Genomic DNA, 19,912 nt, shown 5'->3' on the forward strand with positions numbered 1-19,912 from the left:
GGTTGTGGGGATGCGCGGATGGGATGTGGTGGTGGGAGCCGGTCTGGAGGGACGGTGCGGGCTGGCACCGTCCCTCCAGACCGGAGGTGGTCGCGATCAGCGACCGGCGGCTACAGCATGCAGCTGACGCAGCCCTCGACCTCGGTGCCCTCGAGCGCGAGCTGACGGAGGCGAATGTAGTAGATCGTCTTGATCCCCTTGCGCCACGCGTAGATCTGCGCCTTGTTGATGTCGCGCGTGGTCGCGGTGTCCTTGAAGAACAGCGTGAGCGACAGGCCCTGGTCCACGTGCTGCGTCGCCGCCGCGTACGTGTCGATGATCTTCTCGGGGCCGATCTCGTACGCGTCCGTGTAGTACTCCAGGTTGTCGTTCGTCATGAACGGCGCCGGGTAGTAGACGCGACCGAGCTTGCCTTCCTTGCGGATCTCGATCTTCGACGCGATCGGGTGGATCGACGACGTCGAGTGGTTGATGTACGAGATCGATCCCGTCGGCGGCACGGCCTGCAGGTTCTGGTTGTAGATGCCGTACTCCTGGACCGAGGCCTTGAGCGCGGCCCAGTCGGCCTGGGTCGGGATGTGGATGCCGGCGTCGTCGAACAGCGCCTGCACCCGAGCGGTCGCGGGGACCCACGCCTGCTCGGTGTACTTGTCGAAGAACTCGCCCGACGCGTACTTCGAGTCGGCGAAGCCCTCGAACGCGGTGCCCTGCTCGATCGCGATCGTGTTCGACGCCCGCAGTGCGTGGTACAGCACCGTGTAGAAGTAGATGTTCGTGAAGTCGATGCCCTCGTCGCTGCCGTAGTGGACGCGCTCACGGGCGAGGTAGCCGTGCAGGTTCATCTGCCCGAGGCCGATCGCGTGCGACTTGTCGTTGCCGTCCTCGATCGAGCGGACCGAGCGGATGTGCGACTGCTGCGACACGGCGGTGAGGCCACGGATCGCGGTCTCGATGGTCTTGCCGAAGTCGGGCGAGTCCATCGTCAGCGCGATGTTGAGCGACCCGAGGTTGCAGGAGATGTCCTTGCCGATCGTGTTGTACGACAGGTCCTCGTTGTAGGTCGTCGGGGTGTTGACCTGGAGGATCTCCGAGCACAGGTTCGACATGTTGATCCGGCCCTTGATCGGGTTGGCCTTGTTCACCGTGTCCTCGAACACGATGTACGGGTAGCCCGACTCGAACTGGATCTCGGCGATCGTCTGGAAGAAGTCGCGCGCCTTGATCTTGGTCTTCTTGATCCGCGGGTCGTCGACCATCTCGCGGTACTTCTCGGTCATCGGGACGTCGCCGAACGGGATGCCGTAGACGCGCTCGACGTCGTAGGGCGAGAACAGGTACATGTCCTCGTTGTTCTTGGCGAGCTCGAAGGTGATGTCCGGCACGACGACACCGAGCGACAGCGTCTTGATGCGGATCTTCTCGTCGGCGTTCTCACGCTTGGTGTCGAGGAACCGCATGATGTCGGGGTGGTGCGCCGACAGGTACACCGCGCCCGCACCCTGACGGGCACCGAGCTGGTTCGCGTACGAGAACGAGTCCTCGAGGAGCTTCATCACGGGGATGATCCCGGACGACTGGTTCTCGATCTGCTTGATCGGGGCGCCGGCCTCGCGGATGTTCGAGAGCAGCAGGGCGACACCGCCGCCGCGCTTGGACAGCTGGAGGGCGGAGTTGATGCCGCGCGAGATCGACTCCATGTTGTCCTCGATGCGGAGGAGGAAGCAGGAGACGAGCTCGCCGCGCTGGGCCTTGCCGGTGTTGAGGAACGTCGGGGTCGCCGGCTGGAACCGGCCGCCGATGATCTCCTCGACGAGGTTCACCGCGAGGTCCTCGTCACCGTGGGCGAGCCCGAGCGCGGTCATGACGACGCGGTCCTCGAAGCGCTCGAGGTACCGCTTGCCGTCGAAGGTCTTGAGCGTGTAGCTCGTGTAGTACTTGAACGCCCCGAGGAAGGTCTGGAACCGGAACTTCTTGGAGTAGGCGAGGTCGTTGAGCCGCTGGATGAACTCGAGCGAGTACTGGTCGATCACGGCCTGCTCGTAGTAGTCGTTCTCGACCAGGTAGTCGAGACGCTCCTTGAGGTTGTGGAAGAAGACCGTGTTCTGGTTGACGTGCTGCAGGAAGTACTGCTTGGCGGCCTCGCGGTCCTTGTCGAACTGGATCTCGCCGCTCGGACCGTAGAGGTTGAGCATGGCGTTCAGGGCGTGGTAGTCCATCCCCGTCGCGGGCGACGTCAGATCGACGTCTGCAACTGCTGCGTCCAAAATGCATCCAATCCTGAGTTGACCGCCTGCACGTCGTCAGGGGTCCCGAAGAGTTCGAATCGATAGAGCACGGGCACGTGGCACTTGGCGGCCACGATGTCGCCGGCGAGTCCGTAGGCGTCGCCGAAGTTGGTGTTCCCGCCGACGATGACGCCGCGGATCAACGACCGGTTGTGTTCGTCGTTGAGGAAGGAGATGACCTGCTTGGGCACCGCGCCGCGCCCGTTGCCACCGCCGTACGTCGGCAGGACGAGCACGTACGGCTCGTCGACGCGGAGCGGGGGCTCCTTGGCGAACAACGGGATGCGGACGGCCGGGCGTCCGAGCTTGTCGACGAACCGCGCCGTGTTGCCCGAGACGCTCGAGAAGTACACGAGCTGGCTCATGACGCGCCTCCGACGAGTGGACGGGCGAGGAGCGGGCGCGGTGCCCTGCAGGTGGGTGCGGTGGGTCAGCCGATCTCGGCGACGAGGCCGGCGATCTTGTCGGGACGGAAGCCCGACCAGTGGTCGTCGTCGGTCACGACGACCGGCGCCTGGAGGTAACCGAGGCTCTTGACGTGCTCGAGCGCGGCGGGGTCGGAGGAGACGTCGTGGACCTCGTACTCGATGCCCTTGTTGTCGAGCGCGCGGTACGTCGCCGTGCACTGGACGCAGGACGGCTTGGTGTAGACGGTGACGGCCATGATCTCCCCAGAGGTGGTGTCCCGGACGGGCTGTCCGGCGGTGGTTCTCGGTGTGCTGCTACTGGTGCGTGTGGGCCCGGATCCTGGTCCGGACGGCCGGTCCGTGATGGCCCCGGTGAGGGGCGTTCCGGCCCCGTGAGGGGCCGGTCTGTCCCGGCTGGTCGATACTACATCTTGTGTCCGACACCGGAGTCGACCACAAGAGGAAGTGTTACACCCGTGTAGTTCTCCACAACAGTCCCCACAGGTGGGGCATTCCGGTGGAGCCCATCGGAGGCCCGGATTTCCGCCAGTCTCCGCCCGGCCACCGACATCTGTGCACAACGGTGGAGGGCATGTTCCACAGGGTGTGGGATTCGCGGTTCGGCGTGTCGCGCGTCGGGTCCTGGGCAATGCCCCCTCCCCCGTTGTGGAGGTGGCGGACGGAGGCTCCGACGTGGCAACCGACGACCGTCCGAGGCCCCGCCGGTCGTCGCCCCCGGGAGGTGCGCGACCGGCCATCTGTGGACGGCGGGCCGCCCTCCACGGCGCGTGTCGACCCTCCCGGCCGGCACCGTCGCGTCCGTACACTGAGGACGGTGAGCGCGTACGGGAACCTGCTGCGGACTCCGGGGGTCGGCCGCGTCATCGCGGCACAGCTGACCGCCCGGTTCCCCTTCGGGATGCTGTCGCTCGCGTACCTGCTCCACGTCGAGCGCGTGGCGCACTCCTACGGCGCCGCTGGGCTCGTCCTGGCCGCCTCGAGCATCGGACAGGCCATCGCCGGTCCGCTCACCAGCCGGTGGATGGGCCAGTGGGGCATGCGGCCGGTGCTCATCCTCACGACCTCGGTCTGCGCGGTGAGCATGGCCGCCGTCGCGTTCGTCGTCATGCCCGTTCCGCTGTACATGCTCGTCGGGTTCGTCGGCGGTCTCGCCGTGCCGCCCGTGCAACCGGCCGTGCGGACGATCTACCCGAAGATGGTGACGTCGGCGCAGCTGACCCCGCTGTTCTCGCTCGACGCGTCGGCGCAGGAGCTCATCTGGGTGGCCGGCCCCGTCATCACGACGTTCGTCGCGACGCAGATCAGCACCGTGCTCGCGATCGTGATCGCCATCGCGTTCCTCGTCGTCGGCGGCATCTGGTTCATCGCGTCTCCCGAGGTCGGCCGCGTGCGCATCCCCCGCTCGAAGCGCGCGTTCGGCACGGTGCTCCGTCGCCCGTCGGTGCTCGTCGCCACGTTCACCGGGTTCCTGCTCATCGGCGCGTGCGCGGCGGTGGAGGCCGGCGTGACGAGCGCGTTCGGTGACGGCAGCCCGAACGCGGGCATCGTGCTGGCCCTGTTCGCGATCGGGTCGCTCGGCGGTGGGCTGGCGTTCGGGCACCGTCCGATCGCGCCGAACGGACTGTGGATCCGGATGGTCATCGTCTTCGTGGGGCTCGTCCTCACGACGGTCCACCCGAGTTTCTGGTGGCTGTGCCTGACCCTGCTCATCGCCGGCGGCGGCATCGCCCCCGCACTCGCGGTCATGTTCGGCTCGGTGTCGTCGACCGTCAAGTTCAGCGACACGGCCGAGGCCTACGGCTGGATGGGGACCGGGCAGCTCATCGGCGCCGCGCTCGGGTCCGCGGTGGCCGGCTTCCTCATCGACGCGCACGGTGCCGTCGGCGGCTTGGCGGTCGGCGCGGTCACGGCCTTCGTCGGGGTGCTCGTGCCGCTGTTCGCCCGGCGGTGGTTGCCCGACCTCCGTGGGCGGGACGCATCCCCGATCCCGGACACCGAGCCGGTCGATCTGCCCACGACCTGAGCCCGCCCGCACGCGGCCTGCCCGGGCCACCCGCTGGCCCCACTCCCCGCTGGCCCGCCTGTCCTCGACACCGCGGGCGTCGTCGGACAGGGGGGATGTCGTCGTATCCACGAGCATCTGCGCGCCCGCATGAACCGACGTCGCGGGCGTCGTCCGACAGCGGGGATGTCGAAGACCAACGGGAGGCCAAGGACACCAGCGGCACCAGCGGCACCAGCAGGAGGCCAGGGGTACCAGCGGAACCAGCGGACGGCGTCGCGGGCACCATGGACCGCATGGTCGATCCCGCAACCGTCCCCACCGTCGCCCTGCTCGACGGCAACACCATCCCCGCCGTCGGTCTCGGCGTGTACAAGGTCTCCGACGACGAGGCCGAGCGTGCCGTGCGTGAGGCCCTGCACGTCGGCTACCGGCACGTCGACACGGCCGAGATGTACGGCAACGAAGCCGGGGTCGGCCGGGCCCTCCGGACCGCAGAGGTCGACCGCGACGAGGTGTTCGTCACGACGAAGGTGTGGAACACGAACCAGGGGTTCGACGCGACGATGCGGGCGTTCGACGCATCGCTCGACCGGTTGGAGCTCGATCGGGTGGACCTGTACCTCATCCACTGGCCGGCGGCGGCGAACGACCGCTACGTCGACACCTGGCGGGCGCTCGAGCGGATCCGGACCGAGGGGCGCGCGACCTCGATCGGCGTCTCGAACTTCCAGGTCGAGCACCTGCAGCGGCTCCTCGACGAGACGGACGTGCTCCCGGCGGTGAACCAGGTCGAGCGGCACCCGTGGCTGCCGCAGACGGAGCTCATGGCCTTCCACGCGCGGCACGGGATCGTCACGGAGGCCTGGTCGCCGCTCGGCCGCGGACGCCTGGTGGACGAACCGACCTTGGCGCGCATCGCGGCCAAGCACGACGTGTCCGTCGCGCAGGTGCTCGTGCGCTGGAACCTGCAGCAGGAGGTCGTGGTCCTGCCGAAGTCCGTCACGCCGGCGCGCATCGCGTCGAACATCGACGTCGGCCGGTTCGGACTCGACGACGACGACATGGCGGCGATCGCGGCGCTCGAGAACGGGGAGCGGATCGGGTCGCATCCGGACCGCGTCGCCTGAGCGCTCGCTCATGCAGCGAGCGGGTCGGCACCGGTGCCCGTAGCGTCGTCTTCGTGACTGATCCTCGTGATGACCCGAGCGCCCGCGACCAGGTGACGCGCGAGCTCGAACCCGGCGAGCACCTGCTCTGGAGCGGTCGCGGGGACCCGTCGGTCCTGTTCACCGGGCGCGATGCGTTCCTCGTGCCCTTCAGCATCATCTGGTGTGCGTTCGTCGCGTTCTGGCTCGCAACGGCGGTGTCGTCCGGCGCCCCGTGGTTCTTCGTCCTCTTCGGCGGGGTCTTCGCCCTGGTGGGACTGCACATGCTGCTCGGACGGTTCGTCGTCAAGCGACACCGCAAGCGGGTCACGGCATACGCGATCACGGACCGTCGAGTGCTGGTCACGGCTGCGGGCCGGACGCGTGAGACCCCGGTCCGTCGCACGGACCACACCACGTCGTGGTCTCGCGACCGGAGGCACTGCAGCGTCGAGTGGACGAGCGTCGTCGCCGGAGGCACGTTCGGCAACCGAGCGGTGAACGCCCAGGTCTACCGGAACACCGGGCTCGACGGCCTGTTCGGCCCGCAGGAGCTCGCGTTCTGGGACGTCGCGGACGGTGATGCGCTCGTGGCCGCGCTGCGGACCGCCGAGCGCGGCCCCGCCTGATCGTCATCCACAGGTCGGCCGGGAGGCCCGGGGCACGCCGCCGACGTCGGGTACCGTGGTCCGGCACTCGCTAGCACCTGGAGGTCCCGTGACGATCGTCGCCGCCGCTGACGGCTCCGCCCTCGGCAACCCCGGCCCCGCCGGCTGGGCCTGGTACGTGGACGACGACCGGTGGGCCGCGGGCGGATGGCCGAGCGCCACGAACAACCAGGGCGAACTGACCGCCGTGCTCCAGCTGCTGCGTGCCACCAAGGCCACGGGCGAGCCGCTGCACATCCTGTGCGACAGCCAGTACGCCATCAAGGCCTGCACCGAGTGGCTCGCCGGCTGGAAGCGCAAGGGCTGGCGCAAGGCCGACGGCAAGCCGGTGCTCAACGTCGAGATCATCAAGGAGCTCGACGCCGAACTGCAGGGCCGCAAGGTCACGTTCGAGTGGGTCCGGGGGCACGTGGGCCACGAGATGAACGAGGCCGCCGACACTCGCGCCCGAGCCGCGGCGACCGCCTACCAGCGTCGGTCCGAGGTCCCGCATGGGCCGGGGTGGCCCGGGGTCGAGGTCACCGAGCCCGCCCCGTTACCCGAGGCCACGCCGCCCGCGACGCTCTTCTGAGGGGCGACCCGGGGCGGCCTCGCCACCGGGACGACGGACCGCGATCCGCCCCTCCACGTCAGGACCGCGATGCGCCCTCCGTTCGCCGGTTGTCCCGGTCGCGCGCGAGCCGTTAGGCTCCGGCTGACGGGGGGAGCCATGGGGACTCGTGCGATCGGCGGCGTTGCCGTCACGGCGCTGGCGGCGTTCGCGCTCGCCGGCTGCAGTGTGTTCGGTGCCGGTCATGGGGCAGCGCCAGGACCGCACCCGCACGATCCACATGCGCACGGTCCGCACGCGCACGGTCCGCACGCGTCGGCGAACCCGTCACAGCCAGCGGCAGGCACGACGACGGCTCCCGACACCACGGTGGACGAGCACGAGCCCGCGTCCCTCCCGCGCGGCACGGTGGTCGCCGAGACGGACGTCACGTCGCCCAGCGGCGACACATGCGCACACGTGCGCGTGGTCTCGGACGGTGACGGCACGTTCACCGCCGAGCTGTCGGGGTTCCGGACGACGGTGTCCCAGCCGATGTCGCTCGAGTTCCGCCCGAGCGTGGCGCACCAGGGGGACGGCTACGACCTCGCGTCGATCGGTCTGGTCCAGTGGGGCGCCGGTGGACAACCGCCGACCGTGGACGACCTGTCCGAGGCCGGGAACGACCCGAGCTTCCTCCGGAGCGTGGTGCTCATCCCCCTGAACACCGACGCCGAGGCGGCCGCGAACACGATCCCGTCGTGGGCGAACCACGTCCTCGCCGCCGCGCCCCTGACCTGGCACGTGCCGTCCCCGTACCCCGGGTTCCACATCGGCACGATCGCAGCGGCGGTCCCGTACGCCTACGGCACGATCGTCCGGGACGCCACGGGCAAGCCGGTGCAGTACTTCGTCGCGCACGGGGACCGCGCGGTGACCGTGGCGAAGCGCCTCGGGATCACGCTCGCGCAGCTGCGGTGGCTCAATCCGCAGAGCGGGTTCCACGAGCGGGACTGGCTCGACGAAGGCGACCTGCTCAACCTCGACCCGAACGGCCGGTCGGAGGCGGTCTCCCCCTCGCAGGGCTGACCGCCGGACGGACCTCAGTCGACGTCGACCTCGGTCCAGCCGTCGAACCGGCCGATCTCGGTGACGCGGACCACGGCCTCCCCGGCCTCGTCCGACGCGTCGAGGTCGACGGTCGCGACGATCCCGAAGTCGTTGTCGCCCTCGGGGTCGGCGAAGATCTGCCGCGCCCGCCAGGTCCGCCCGGGCCCCGCTTCGTCGAGCACGAGGTACCGCATGGAGCGTGCGTCGGCGTCGGTGCCGATGCTGTCGTGCTCCGCGTAGTACTCCTCGAGCACGGCGTCCCAGGCACGCCAGTCGTGGCCGGCGGCGGCGTCGAGCTCCCCCAGGGCCTCGGCGTCGTCGAGCGCGGCGAGCTGCACGCGCCGGAACAGTTCGTTCCGCACGAGCACCCGGAACGCCCGGGTGTTCGTCGTCAAGCGGTTCGGCGCGGGCGGGGCGATCTCCGCTTCGGGCGCGTCCCCGACGAGGTGCGGGGCGACCATGGCCTCCCATTCGTCGACGAGCGAGGAGTCCACCTGCCGCACGAGTTCGCCGAGCCACTCCACGATGTCGGTGAGCTCGTCCGTCCGCATCTCGGTCGGGATCGTCTGCCGCAGCGCGCGGTAGGCGTCGGAGAGGTACCGGAGGACGAGCCCCTCGGAGCGCGAGAGGCCGTAGAAGCGGACGTAGTCGCCGAAGGTCATGGCGCGTTCGAACATGTCGCGGACGACGGACTTCGGGGACAGGGCGAAGTCGAGCACCCACGGCTGTTCCCGGCCGTACGCCTCGTACGCGGCTTCGAGGAGCTCCGCGAGCGGCCGCGGGTGGGTGACGTCCTCGAGGAGTTCCATGCGCTCCTCGTACTCGATGCCCTCACGCTTCATGGCGGCGACGGCCTCGCCGCGTTCCTTGAACTGCTGGGCGCCGAGGATCGCACGCGGGTCGTCGAGCGTGGACTCGACGATGGACACCATGTCGAGGGCGTACGTCGGCGATTCGGGGTCGAGCAGCTCGAACGCGGCGAGCGCGAACGGCGACAGGGGTTGGTTCAGGGCGAAGTTCGGCTGCAGGTCGACGGTGAGCCGGACCGTCGGGGGCTCCCCGGGCCTCCCGGCCGGCACCCGCTCGATGACGCCGGCGGTGAGCAGCGTCCGCGCGATCGTGAGCGCGCGGCGCGCGAGCGCGAACTGACGGGCAGGAGGCTCGTGGTTCGCGAACACGAGGTCGCGCACGGCGCCGAACACGTCGCCACCGCGACCGACCACCGCGAGCACCATCGCATGCGTGATGCGCATCCGGGACGCGAGCGGTTCGGGCTCGGCGGCGATGAGCCGCTGGAACGACGCCTCACCCCAGGACACGAACCCGTCGGGGGCCTTCTTGCGCTTGACCTTGTTCTTCTTCTTCGGGTCGTCACCGGCCTTGGCGAGGGCACGGGCGTTCTCGATGTCGTGCTCGGGCGCCTCGGCGACGACCGTGCCCTCGGTGTCGTACCCGGCTCGTCCCGCGCGACCGGCGATCTGGTGGAACTCCCGCGCGCTGAGTTGTCGCATCTTCGTGCCGTCGAACTTCGTCAGGCCGGTGAACAGCACCGACCGGATGGGCACGTTGATGCCGACGCCCAGGGTGTCGGTGCCGCAGATGACGGGCAGGAGGCCCCGCTGCGCGAGCTGTTCGACGAGTCGCCGGTACTTCGGGAGCATCCCCGCGTGGTGCACCCCGATGCCCGCGCGGATGAGGCGGGACAGGGTCTGGCCGAACCCGGCGCTGAACCGGAAGCCGCCGATGGCGGCGGCGATCTCGTCACGGCGTTCGCGCGAGGCGACCGTGATGCTCGTCAGGGACTGGGCGCGTTCGAGCGCCGCGGCCTGGGCGAAGTGCACGATGTAGACGGGCGCCTTGCCGTCCGACAGGAGCGCCTCGACGGTCTCCTGCACGGGCGTCATGACGTACTCGTAGTCGAGCGGCACCGGGCGGGACACCCCGGTGACGCGCGCGGTGACGCGGCCGGTCCTCCGGGACAGGTCCTCGGCGATCGCCTCGATGTCACCGAGCGTGGCGGACATGAGCAGGAACTGCGCACGGTGCAGGACGAGCAGTGGAACCTGCCACGCCCAGCCGCGGTCGGGCTCGCCGTAGAAGTGGAACTCGTCCATCACGACGACGTCGACATCGGCGTCGGGGCCCTGCCGGAGCGCGGTGTTCGCGAGGATCTCGGCGGTGCAGCAGATGATCGGGGCGTCGGCGTTCACCGAGGAGTCGCCCGTGACCATGCCGACGTTCTCGGGGCCGAACAGGTCGACGAGCTGGAAGAACTTCTCGGACACGAGCGCCTTGATCGGGGCGGTGTAGTACGACCGCTTGCCCTCGGCGAGCGCGGCGAAGTGCGCGCCGGCGGCGACGAGCGACTTGCCGGTCCCGGTGGGGGTGCTCAGCACGACGTTCGCGCCGGAGACGAGTTCGATGAGCGCTTCGTCCTGCGCGAGGTAGAGCGGACGGCCGGTGGACTCGGCCCACTCGGCGAAGGCGGCGTAGACGGCGTCGGGGTCACCGGCCGGCGGGAGCACGGTGAGCAGGGGTGCCGGGGCGGTGACGTCGGTCATGGTGGGTCGATCCTCCCGCATCCCGCCTGGGGCGGGCGGCCACCAGCGTCGCGAGCGTCGTCGACCGGGGTGCGGTCCGGCCGAACCGATCGCGCGCATTTCCATGCGAACGCAACGACCGGACGGGTTAGGCTCGGGTCCGTGCTGCGCGAACTCGGGTTCCTGTCCTTCGTCCCGAACCACGGCGGGCCCGCAGGGGCGGCCGCCGCGCTCGAGGACGGCCTGCAGCTGTTCGAGCACGCCGAGGGACTCGGATACGCCACGGGCTGGGTCCGCGGCCGGCACTTCGAGCCGTTCCTGACGAGCCCGATGACGTTCTTCGCGGCGGCGGCACAACGCACCCGTCGCATCGGCTTCGGCACCGCCGTGCTCGGCATGCGGTACGAGGACCCCATCCGGCTCGCCGAGGACGTCGCCACCGTGGACCTCCTGAGCGGTGGCCGCGTCGAGCTCGGCATCAGCACGGGGATCCCGCAGTCCGGGCCGGTGCTCGATCCGCTGTTCGGCGCGGTCGACCGTCCGTTCCGCGAGGAAGCGGAGGCCCGCGCGGCGCGGCTCCTCGAGGCCCTCCGCGGCGACGCCCTCGGCACGAGCGGCGGCGGGTACGAGAGCATCCCGGCGGGCAAGGACCTGGTCGTCGAGCCGCGCAGCGCCGGTGTGCTCGATCGCGTGTGGTGGGGCGGCGGCAGCACGGGCACGGCGGTGCGCACCGCGGAGCGGGGGCTCGACCTCCATCTGTCGACGCTCAACACCGAGGACACCGGGGCGCCGTTCGCGGACGCCCAGGCCGCGCAGATCGTCGCGTACCGCGAACGCCTGGCGGAGGCGCACCCGGGTCGGACCGGCCGGGTCGCGATCGGTCGGATCGTCGTGCCGTTCGAGACCGACGCCGACGCCGCCACGCACCGCGAGTTCATCGAGAGCTACGCAGCGGGCATGGACGACGAGGGTCGACCGCGCTCCGGCACCCCGCCGTTCCGGTTCAGCAAGGTGCTGGCCGGCGAACCGGAGCGGATCGTGGAGGCGCTGCTCGGGGACCCCGCGGTCGCCGCGACCGACCAGCTCGTGATCACGCTGCCCGCCAACGGCGACGCCGCGTCCCATCGTCGGATCCTGTCGCTCGTCGCCGACCGGATCGTGCCGCACCTGGGCTGGACGCCCGCCGACTGAGCGACGCGGACGCCCGACCCGGCGACGGGGACCAGGACCGTCCGGCGATCAGGGAATGCCACTCGCCGGGGTTGACCTCGGCGGGAGAGGCGGCGTGGTGAGGACCCCTCCCCCGCCGAGGCGCCCATCCCGGCCCTGATCCGAACGGGATGGTGCGTCCATGATCGCATCGCGCTGTGCGTTTGTCACCCGTCAACAGTCCGATCGCGGAACAGTACGCATCCTGGCTGTTCTCCGTCGCTCCGCGGCCCGAACACGACGATGCGCCCTCGTGGAGACCACGAGGGCGCATCGACACACCGAAGCCGATGGGGCACCGACAGCCGGATCAGGAGGCTGCGGCGCGCTCCGAACGACCACGTACGGTGCGGGCGTCACGGTAACCAGCCGTGTCCACCGAGGTGCATGTTACTGATACGACCGCATCGAAAGCCAGATCACGCGGCCGATTCTCCGGGTGGAGCCGGAATGCGCAGGACCGGGCATGATTGGACGGGCGGCCTGGGGCCGCGACCGGGCTCCATGCCCGGTGGGACTCGACGACGAGGAGGCGCGATGACGCGCGTAGTGGTGACCGGTGGCAGCGGCAAGCTCGGGAGGGCCGTGGTGCGCGAGTTCGACGCGCACGGCTACGACGTGGTCCTGCTCGACCGGGTGCCGTCCCCGGACAAGCCCGAGGGCGTCGCGTTCGTCCGCACCGACCTGACCGACTACGGGCAGGTGCTCGGCGCGTTCATCGGGCTCGACGACCGGTACGACACTCCCGTCGACGCCGTCGTCCACCTCGCGGCGATCCCGGCGCCGGGCCTCGTGCCCGACGTCGCCCTCATCACGAACAACGTGACGGCGTCGATCAACGTGTTCCACGCGGCCAAGGCAGCGGGGATCAAGAACGTCGTGTGGGCGTCGAGCGAGACGCTGCTCGGGATCCCCATGGGCGAGCACCAGCCGCCGTACCTGCCGGTCGACGAGGAGTTCGCCGTCCGCCCGCAGTCCTCGTACTCGCTGGGCAAGGCCGTGGAGGAGGAGATGGCGCGGCACTTCACCCGCTGGGACCCGACCCTCAAGATGATCGGCCTGCGGTTCTCGAACGTCATGGACGAGACCGACTACCCCGCGTACCCGTGGGACGAGCAGCCCGAGGCGAAGATCTTCAACCTGTGGTCCTACATCGACTCGCGTGACGGCGCCCAGGCCGTTCGCAAGGCAGTCGAGAGCGACCTCACCGGGTTCGAGGCGTTCATCATCGCCTCGCCGGACACCGTCATGACGACGCCGACGATCGAACTCGTCGAGCGGTTCGTCCCCGACATCCCCCGGAAGAGCGCGATCGACGGCGTCAGCTCGCTCCTGTCGTCGGACAAGGCCCGCGAGCTCATCGGCTACGACCCGCAGTACAGCTGGCGCGACGGCCGCTGAGCCGGTTCCGCGAGATCGCACTCGTCGCCGTTCTGACCACCGTCGGAACGGCGACGACTGCGATCTCGGCGGTGGGGAGGGCGGGACGAACGGGACCGAGCAGGTCAGGCGGGCGGGCGCAGGAGGCCGTCCTGCAGCAGGGCACGGACGCGCGGCAGCAGATCGGCGGCGAGGTCCTCGGCCCCGACGCCGGTGAGGTCCGCGATCGCCTCGATGATCGCCCGCACCGACAGGTCCCCGTCGCAGGCACCGACGAACGCGGCGAGCGCGGTGTCGGCGTCCACGCGCCGCGCGAATCCGCCGCCCTGCACGAGGGTGATCACGGTCGGGTCGTCGTTGCCCGGCCAGTAGTGGCGCTCCTCCGTCACGTCGCCGGCGACCACGAGGTGCGCGCGCCCGAGGGCCTCGTCGTCGTGCCCGCGCGACCACGCGACGGCGTCGAGCGTCCGTGCGACCGCGGCGCCGAGGCCGGTCGGGTTGCTGCCGAGCGCGTCCGCGATCCGTTCGAAGCGCCGCAGCCGGGAGGCCCGACCGCCGCTCGGCGCGCCGCTCGCCTCCGCCACGGGGTCCGGTCGGCGGACGACGACGTAGCCGAACCCGACGGCGGTGACGTGTCGGGCGGCGAAGTCGTCGAGCCAGGCGTCGACGAGTCGGTCGTGGGCGGGAGTGCCGGGTCGCGTGCCGCCGTCGCGGATCCAGGTCTCGGCGTAGCGGGCGGGGTCCTGCTGCTCGCGCTCGACGACCCAGACGTCGACGTCGCGCACCGACGCGGTGTCGTCGAACCAGCCGCGGACACGGTCGAGCCCGTCCTGGCCCCATCGGTACTCCCAGTTCCCGAGCAGCTGCGCCGTGCCTCCCGGCTCGAGGTGCTCGGCGAGTCCGCGCAGGACGGTCTCGACGAGGCCGTCGCCGACCATGCCGCCGTCGCGGTACTCGTACGAGGGGACGTCGTCGCGCCGGGGTGTGATGACGAACGGCGGATTCGACACGATGCGGTCGAACCGCTCTCCCGCGACCGGCTCGAACAGGGACCCGAGGCGGAACTCGATGCCGTCGAGCCCGTTGAGGTCGGCGTTGAACCGCGCGATCGCGAGGGCCCGCTCCGAGATGTCGGTCGCCACGACCTGGTCCGCGTGGCGACGCGCGTGCATCGCCTGGATCCCGCAGCCCGTGCCGAGATCGAGCACGCGACGGACGGGGACGGGCACCATGAGGCCACTCAGGGTCATCGTGGCACCACCGACGCCGAGCACGTGGTCCTCGCCGAGCGGCCCGCCGAGGACGGCCTCGCCGAGGTCGGACAGGATCCACCAGCTGCCCGCGCCGGCGTCGTCGACGAAGGCGTAGGGCCGGAGGTCGACCGCCGGGACGACGTGGTCGCCCACGACGCGCAGGAGGCCCGCGGCGGCGAGCGCCTCGACGCCGGCGGTGGGCAGGGCCGCGTCCGCGTCGGTCCGGGGCACGGCGACGCCGAGCACGAAGCACGTGGCGAGCGTGGCGGTGGCGGTCGGCGCTGTGGCGGCGGGCGCGGTGGCGGTCGGTGCCCGGTCGTCCGCGCTGTCGTTCGTGGCACCGGTCGTCATGCCGGCGCGTCGCCGTGCGTCCAGGGCCCGGAGCGCGGGGACGCGGTCGCCACGGTGCAGGGCGGCCGCGGCGTCCGTGCCCCAGAGCGCGTCCACGGCGTCGACGGTGTACCCCGCGTCGCGCAGGTCCTCGGCGAGCGCACGGGCGAGTGCGGCGTCGGGGACGATCCGGCGGGCGGGCGCCGGGGCGAGTTCGGGGGCGTGCTGCGTCGTCACGCGCGAGCCGGGGTGTGCGCGCCGGCGGTGCGCGGTGCGGGCAGCGGCGGCAGGTCCTCGAGGAGCACGGCGGGCGGGACCTGCCACGTGCGGACGAGGTCGAGCACGCCGGGGAACCGCGCGGCGATGACCTCGGTCCGGACGCGGCTGCGTCGCTCGAGGCCGTCCTGACGCTGCTCGAGCAGGCCGGCCTCGCGCAGGACCCGGAAGTGGTGCGTCAGCGTCGACTTCGGCCGGTCGATCCCCACCCATCCACAGGCCTGCTCGGATCCGTCGCCGTCGACGAGGTACCGGTGCAGGATGGTGAGGCGGATGGGGTCCGAGAGTGCCGCCATCACGCTCGGCAGCGCGATCGCGTCCGGGTCCGGCTGCGGCAGGAGCGGTGCCGGGGTGGGGGCGACGGCGACGGCTGCTGACATGCGCGGAAGGCTACCACCCAGTACTGGGCAGTACGACTCCGGTCGTACTGGGAGTACAGTACGAGTCTGCTCGTACTGCGACCGCGCGGCGCGAGCCCGAGGACCAGGAGGAACGGCATGGCACCGACGGAGCGCACGAGCGACCACGGACAGGCCGTGTCCACCCAGCCGCGACGCTCGGTCGTCGCCTTCTGGATCGTCGCGGCGATGATGTTCATCTCCGTCGCGTCGTCGGCCATCCCCTCGCCGATCTACCCCGTGTACGCGGCCGAGTGGCACCTGAGCCCGCTCATGCTCACCGGGGTGTTCGCGATCTACGTGGCCGGGCTCCTCGTCAGCCTGTTGACCGCCGGCGCGCTGTCGGACCACGTCGGCCGGAAGCCCGTGCTCGCGGTCGGTGCGCTCGGTGTCGTCGCCGCGATGGCGCTCTTCGTGCTCGCGAACGGGGTCGCGATGCTCATCGTCGCCCGCATCGTGCAGGGCGTCTTCGTGGGCGTGCTCATCGGGGCCCTCGGTGCGGCGCTCCTCGATCACTCACTCGAACGGCATCCTGCCCTCGCCGGTGTCCTCAACGGCGCGGTCCCGCCCATCGCCCTCGCGGTCGGGGCGCTCTCGAGCGGCATGCTCGTCGAGTGGGCACCGCTGCCCGAGCAACTCGTCTACATCGTCTTCGGCGCACTGCTCGTGCTCGCGGCGGCCACCCTCGTCGTCGTGCCGGAACGCGTCCGCAAGCAGCCCGGCGCGCTCCGGTCCCTGCGCCCCACCCTCGGGATCCCGGCGTCGTCGAAGCGCCTGTTCCGCAGCGTCGTCGGCGCCCTCGTGTCGAGCTGGGCGCTCGGCGGGATGTTCCTGTCCATCGTGCCGTCCCTCCTGCCGGCGGTGTTCGGCGTGACGGACCACGTGGCCGCGGGCGGGTTCATCGCGGCGTTCGCGGGTACCGGTGCGCTGACGGGGGTCGTCATCCAGCGCATGGACGCCCGTCACGCGGTCGTGCTCGGCCTCGTGGCGCTCGTCGTCGGGCCGGTCGTCACGCTCGGGTTCGTCGTCGCGCACCTGCTCGTGGGCGTCGTCGTCGGCGCGGTGATCGCGGGCGTCGGCTTCGGGGCGGGGTTCCAGGCAGGGCTGCGGATGCTGCTCGCCACGGCGTCCCCCGCGCACCGGGCCGGACTCCTGTCGGCGATCTACGTCGCGAGCTACCTGGCGTTCGGTGCACCGAGCGTCGTCGCGGGGGTGTTCGAGCCGAGCGTCGGGATCGTGCCCGTGAGCGTCGCGTACGGCGGGTTCGTCGTGCTCGCGGCGGTCGTCGCCCTCGTTGCCCAGCTCCGGTCGCCCCGGACCGCTGCGCTCGAGCAGGCCGCCGCCGACGAGGTCGAGCGCATCGCGACGGGGACGATCCGCACCGTCTGACGCCACCCCCGACCTGGATCCCGCCCGGTTGAACCGCCTTCCGTCGTGTTGAACCGCGGAACAACCCGGTTCAACAGGGCGAAGCGCGGTTCAACGCGGGAGGAGCAGCAGCGGCGCGCGGGAGCAGCAGCGGCGCGCGGGAGGGGCAGCGCGATCAGCGCGACGAGGCCCCCATCGACCGATGGGCGTCGTCGTGCGCCGCGTCCACCGACGCCTTGCCCCGGTCGGCTGCAGCCCGCATCCGCGAGGACGGCGCGTGCCGACGGACCCGATCCCAGAAGTCGTGCAGCTTCCGGCGCAGCCAGGTCGAGATGCGGTGGAAGAACGCGAACTCGCTCGACAGGATCGTCAGACCGATGAACACCACGAGCCAGCCCGGCCCGGGCAGGGGCACGAGCGCCAGCCCGATGATGATGACGAGGCCGCCGACGATCCCGACGAGGACGCGGTAGACGAAGTGCACGTGGGGCCGCGCGTGGATCCACGCTCGCACGTCGCGGAACCAGTGGAACCGATGTCGCTTCGGCGGTACCGGCGCCGCGACGAGCGCCTGTCCGGGGGCTCGCGCCGCTCCATCGTCGTCCGCGGCACGGGGGTCGGCCCCGTCGGTGTGCACGCGGTCGCCGTCCATGGCTCGAGGCTAGGAACCCCGGCTGGGAAACCCCGGGGGTGCGGCTGGTGATGTCCCCCCGCGACGACCGGGAGGCCCGGCACCGGACACCGGGAGCGGTCCCGCCACGAGCGACACCGGAGCAGACCGGTCATCCCGCGTGCGACTCCGCCTGCGTGTGCGACTCCACCCGCGTGTGCGACTCGGCCTGCGTGTGCGACTCCACCCGCGTGTGCGACTCGGCCCGCGTGTGCGACTCAGCCCGCGTGTGCGATGCAGGTCCGCGCCCAGGGGACGGCGGCGAGTCGCGCCTGCGGGATGGGCTCGCCCCCGACGAGGCACCGTCCGTAGGACCCGTCATCGAGACGATGCAGCGCGGCGTCGACGAGCTCGAGCCGTCGGCGGGCGTCGTCGCGGACCGCGCCGAGGGACCCGCGCTCCCAGGCGAGCGTGGCGCCCTCGGGGTCGTGCTCGTCGTCGCTGTTCGCACCGTCCCGCGCAGATGCGACGTCGTCCATGCTCCGCTCGACGGCACCGAGCAGTCGGCGTGAGCGGACCCGCTCGGCGAGCAGGGCAGCCCGGGCGTCGTCGTCCGTCCATGCGTCATCGGCCACCTGCTCGACGCTAGTGGCGGGACGGGCTCGCAGCGTGCCTCCCGGCCGGAATGCTCGCCGGGGTCCGTGCGTTCGTATGCACATGACGAAGAAGATCGGGTTCCTGTCCTTCGGGCACTGGCAGAACGTGCCGGGGTCCCGGGTGCGGTCCGCCCGCGAGGCTCTCGTGCAGGCGATCGACCTGGCCGTCGCCGCCGAGGAGGTCGGCGTGGACGGCGCGTACTTCCGCGTCCACCACTTCGCGCCGCAGCAGGCCGCGCCGTTCCCGCTGCTGTCCGCCATCGCGGCGCGCACGAGCCGCATCGAGATCGGCACCGGCGTCATCGACATGCGGTACGAGAACCCCCTCTACATGGCCGAGGAGGCCGCGGCCGCGGACCTCATCAGCGGCGGCCGCCTGCAGCTGGGTGTGAGCCGGGGATCACCCGAGACGGCGCTCGCGGGCTACGAGTCCTTCGGCTACGCGCCCGCGGCGGGGCAGACCGACGCGGACATGGCCCGGCAGCACACCGCGATCTTCCGCCAGGCGATCGCCGGGCAGCCGATGGCGAACGCGAACCCGCAGATGACCGGCCGTGAGGGGTCCCTGCCCCTCTTCCCGCTGTCCGACACGCTCCCCGACCGCATCTGGTGGGGTGCCGGCACCCGCGCGACGGCGGAGTGGACCGCGGAGCAGGGCATGAACCTCATGTCGTCCACCCTCCTGACCGAGGACACCGGCGTGCCGTTCGACGAGCTGCAGGCCGAGCAGATCCAGCGGTTCCGCGACGCGTGGGCGGAGTCCGGCTGGGAGCGCACACCGCGCGTCTCCGTGTCGCGGAGCATCATCCCGATCACCGACGACGAGTCCCGCCACTACTTCGGCGTCCGGGCGCAGGTGGAGGGGCAGGACCAGGTCGGGCACCTCGACGGCGGCCTCGCGCGGTTCGGACGCTCGTACATCGGCGAGCCGGAGCAGCTCGTCGCCGAGCTCGCCCAGGACGCGGCCGTCGCGGCCGCCGACACCGTGCTCGTGACGGTGCCGAACCAGCTCGGCGTCGAGTTCAACGCGCGCCTGCTCGCCGGCGTCAAGGCCGTCGGGCGCGAGCTCGGCTGGGACCGGGAGGCCGTGGGCGCGGCCTGAACCGTACCTCCCGTCCGGTTTGTCCCCCCTTCTGCCGACACTCGTGCTGGGGCTGGGGCGGATGGGACGCGCTTCGTAGGCTCGATCGCGTTCCACCCCTTCCAGGATCAGGAGACGTCCCCGTGTCACTGCCGGCTGCTGGCTGGTTCCCCGACCCCGCCGATGCGACGCGTCTGCGGTGGTGGGACGGTCGCACGTGGGGCAGTGCCACGCAGGCGCCCGCGCTGGCCGACCGGACACTGGCCCCCACGACGCCCGAGTCCGTCGCCCCGCACTTCTCGGTGACGTCGCAGGACCTCGACGAGCACGGCTGGGCGTGCGGATCCCGCACGGGATCGATCGCGCTCACCCCGGGCGGCCGGTTCAGCGTGCACGCCGCGCGGCGCTTCTGCCTGTTCGGCTGGGGCTCGCTCGCGCTGGCGTTGCTCGCCCTGGTGGTCGACCCGTTCGGGATCGTCAGCCTGCTCGCGGTGCTCGCCGCGATCGTGGGCATCGCCCGCCCGCGAGCCACGGGCGTGTGGCGGGTCGCCGGTCGCAGCATGGCGTTCACGGCCGCCGTGCTCGGCATCATGACCCTGGCGCTCGCCGCGAGTCAGCTCACGGGCGCCGTCCCCGCCTGA

At 71.2% G+C, this 19,912-nt stretch carries 18 protein-coding genes; 10 read left to right on the plus strand and 8 right to left on the minus strand.

Features of this window, described 5'->3' with window-relative positions; all coding sequences use genetic code 11:
• Positions 1–110: 110 nt before the first annotated feature.
• The 3 genes from nrdE to nrdH form a co-directional block, all read right to left on the minus strand.
• Positions 111–2,216, minus strand: a complete 2,106-nt coding sequence (nrdE, locus tag DEI88_RS13470; protein WP_111036705.1) for a class 1b ribonucleoside-diphosphate reductase subunit alpha — start codon at positions 2,214–2,216, stop codon at positions 111–113.
• Positions 2,217–2,233: 17 nt separating this feature from the next.
• Complete coding sequence (gene nrdI, locus DEI88_RS13475) at positions 2,234–2,650, minus strand: class Ib ribonucleoside-diphosphate reductase assembly flavoprotein NrdI (RefSeq protein WP_111010419.1); 417 nt, start codon at positions 2,648–2,650, stop codon at positions 2,234–2,236.
• Positions 2,651–2,715: 65 nt separating this feature from the next.
• Positions 2,716–2,949 carry a glutaredoxin-like protein NrdH gene (gene nrdH / locus DEI88_RS13480; RefSeq protein ID WP_111010420.1) on the minus strand — a complete coding sequence of 78 codons (234 nt, stop codon included), beginning with the start codon at positions 2,947–2,949 and terminating at the stop codon, positions 2,716–2,718.
• Between the two features lie 578 nt (positions 2,950–3,527).
• Between nrdH and DEI88_RS13485 the strand changes: the two genes are divergently transcribed.
• The 5 genes from DEI88_RS13485 to DEI88_RS13505 all read left to right on the plus strand — a co-directional run bounded on the left by DEI88_RS13485 (position 3,528) and on the right by DEI88_RS13505 (position 8,149).
• On the plus strand, positions 3,528–4,736 hold the full coding sequence (locus tag DEI88_RS13485) for an MFS transporter (protein ID WP_111036704.1): 1,209 nt from the start codon (positions 3,528–3,530) through the stop codon (positions 4,734–4,736).
• A gap of 275 nt (positions 4,737–5,011) precedes the next feature.
• Complete coding sequence (locus DEI88_RS13490; protein ID WP_111072584.1) at positions 5,012–5,845, plus strand: aldo/keto reductase; 834 nt, start codon at positions 5,012–5,014, stop codon at positions 5,843–5,845.
• Between the two features lie 53 nt (positions 5,846–5,898).
• Complete coding sequence (locus DEI88_RS13495) at positions 5,899–6,492, plus strand: hypothetical protein (RefSeq protein ID WP_146242892.1); 594 nt, start codon at positions 5,899–5,901, stop codon at positions 6,490–6,492.
• An 88-nt stretch (positions 6,493–6,580) separates the two neighbouring features.
• Positions 6,581–7,102, plus strand: a complete 522-nt coding sequence (locus tag DEI88_RS13500) for a ribonuclease H family protein (protein ID WP_111072536.1) — start codon at positions 6,581–6,583, stop codon at positions 7,100–7,102.
• 138 nt (positions 7,103–7,240) lie between these two features.
• A complete protein-coding gene (locus DEI88_RS13505; protein ID WP_146246099.1) occupies positions 7,241–8,149 on the plus strand; it encodes a hypothetical protein in 909 nt (302 codons plus the stop codon).
• Between the two features lie 14 nt (positions 8,150–8,163).
• Here DEI88_RS13505 and DEI88_RS13510 read toward each other — a convergent pair whose 3' ends face one another.
• Positions 8,164–10,731, minus strand: a complete 2,568-nt coding sequence (locus DEI88_RS13510; protein WP_111072585.1) for a DEAD/DEAH box helicase — start codon at positions 10,729–10,731, stop codon at positions 8,164–8,166.
• Positions 10,732–10,872: 141 nt separating this feature from the next.
• Here DEI88_RS13510 and DEI88_RS13515 point away from each other — a divergent pair, with 141 nt between their 5' ends.
• Entirely contained in the window at positions 10,873–11,901 is a 1,029-nt protein-coding gene (locus DEI88_RS13515) for an LLM class flavin-dependent oxidoreductase (protein ID WP_181441270.1), read from the plus strand.
• Positions 11,902–12,456: 555 nt separating this feature from the next.
• Positions 12,457–13,320, plus strand: a complete 864-nt coding sequence (locus tag DEI88_RS13520; protein WP_111013161.1) for an NAD-dependent epimerase/dehydratase family protein — start codon at positions 12,457–12,459, stop codon at positions 13,318–13,320.
• Between the two features lie 104 nt (positions 13,321–13,424).
• On the opposite strand, the gene DEI88_RS13525 is transcribed toward DEI88_RS13520, so the two are convergent.
• The gene (locus DEI88_RS13525) at positions 13,425–15,119 is read right to left on the minus strand and encodes a DUF7059 domain-containing protein (RefSeq protein WP_502866972.1); all 1,695 of its coding nucleotides are present in this window, start codon (positions 15,117–15,119) and stop codon (positions 13,425–13,427) included.
• Complete coding sequence (locus DEI88_RS13530; protein WP_111026248.1) at positions 15,116–15,538, minus strand: ArsR/SmtB family transcription factor; 423 nt, start codon at positions 15,536–15,538, stop codon at positions 15,116–15,118. Before DEI88_RS13530 ends, DEI88_RS13525 begins: the two co-directional genes overlap by 4 nt.
• Before the next feature lie 117 nt (positions 15,539–15,655).
• On the opposite strand from DEI88_RS13530, the gene DEI88_RS13535 reads away from it, so the two are divergent.
• Complete coding sequence (locus DEI88_RS13535; protein WP_111072538.1) at positions 15,656–16,945, plus strand: MFS transporter; 1,290 nt, start codon at positions 15,656–15,658, stop codon at positions 16,943–16,945.
• Between the two features lie 154 nt (positions 16,946–17,099).
• Here the strand turns inward: DEI88_RS13535 and DEI88_RS13540 are convergent, their stop codons facing one another.
• Both DEI88_RS13540 and DEI88_RS13545 read right to left on the minus strand, forming a co-directional pair.
• Complete coding sequence (locus DEI88_RS13540; RefSeq protein ID WP_111010429.1) at positions 17,100–17,576, minus strand: TIGR02611 family protein; 477 nt, start codon at positions 17,574–17,576, stop codon at positions 17,100–17,102.
• Positions 17,577–17,812: 236 nt separating this feature from the next.
• Positions 17,813–18,169 carry a TraR/DksA family transcriptional regulator gene (locus tag DEI88_RS13545; protein WP_111072539.1) on the minus strand — a complete coding sequence of 119 codons (357 nt, stop codon included), beginning with the start codon at positions 18,167–18,169 and terminating at the stop codon, positions 17,813–17,815.
• A 76-nt stretch (positions 18,170–18,245) separates the two neighbouring features.
• Here DEI88_RS13545 and DEI88_RS13550 point away from each other — a divergent pair, with 76 nt between their 5' ends.
• Together DEI88_RS13550 and DEI88_RS13555 are read left to right on the plus strand one after the other, a co-directional pair.
• Positions 18,246–19,292 carry an LLM class flavin-dependent oxidoreductase gene (locus DEI88_RS13550; protein WP_181441272.1) on the plus strand — a complete coding sequence of 349 codons (1,047 nt, stop codon included), beginning with the start codon at positions 18,246–18,248 and terminating at the stop codon, positions 19,290–19,292.
• A 122-nt stretch (positions 19,293–19,414) separates the two neighbouring features.
• Positions 19,415–19,912, plus strand: coding sequence for a DUF2510 domain-containing protein (locus tag DEI88_RS13555; protein WP_181441273.1), 498 nt, complete (start codon positions 19,415–19,417; stop codon positions 19,910–19,912).

The sequence above is a fragment of the Curtobacterium sp. MCBD17_003 genome (assembly GCF_003234885.2).
GTDB lineage: Bacteria > Actinomycetota > Actinomycetes > Actinomycetales > Microbacteriaceae > Curtobacterium.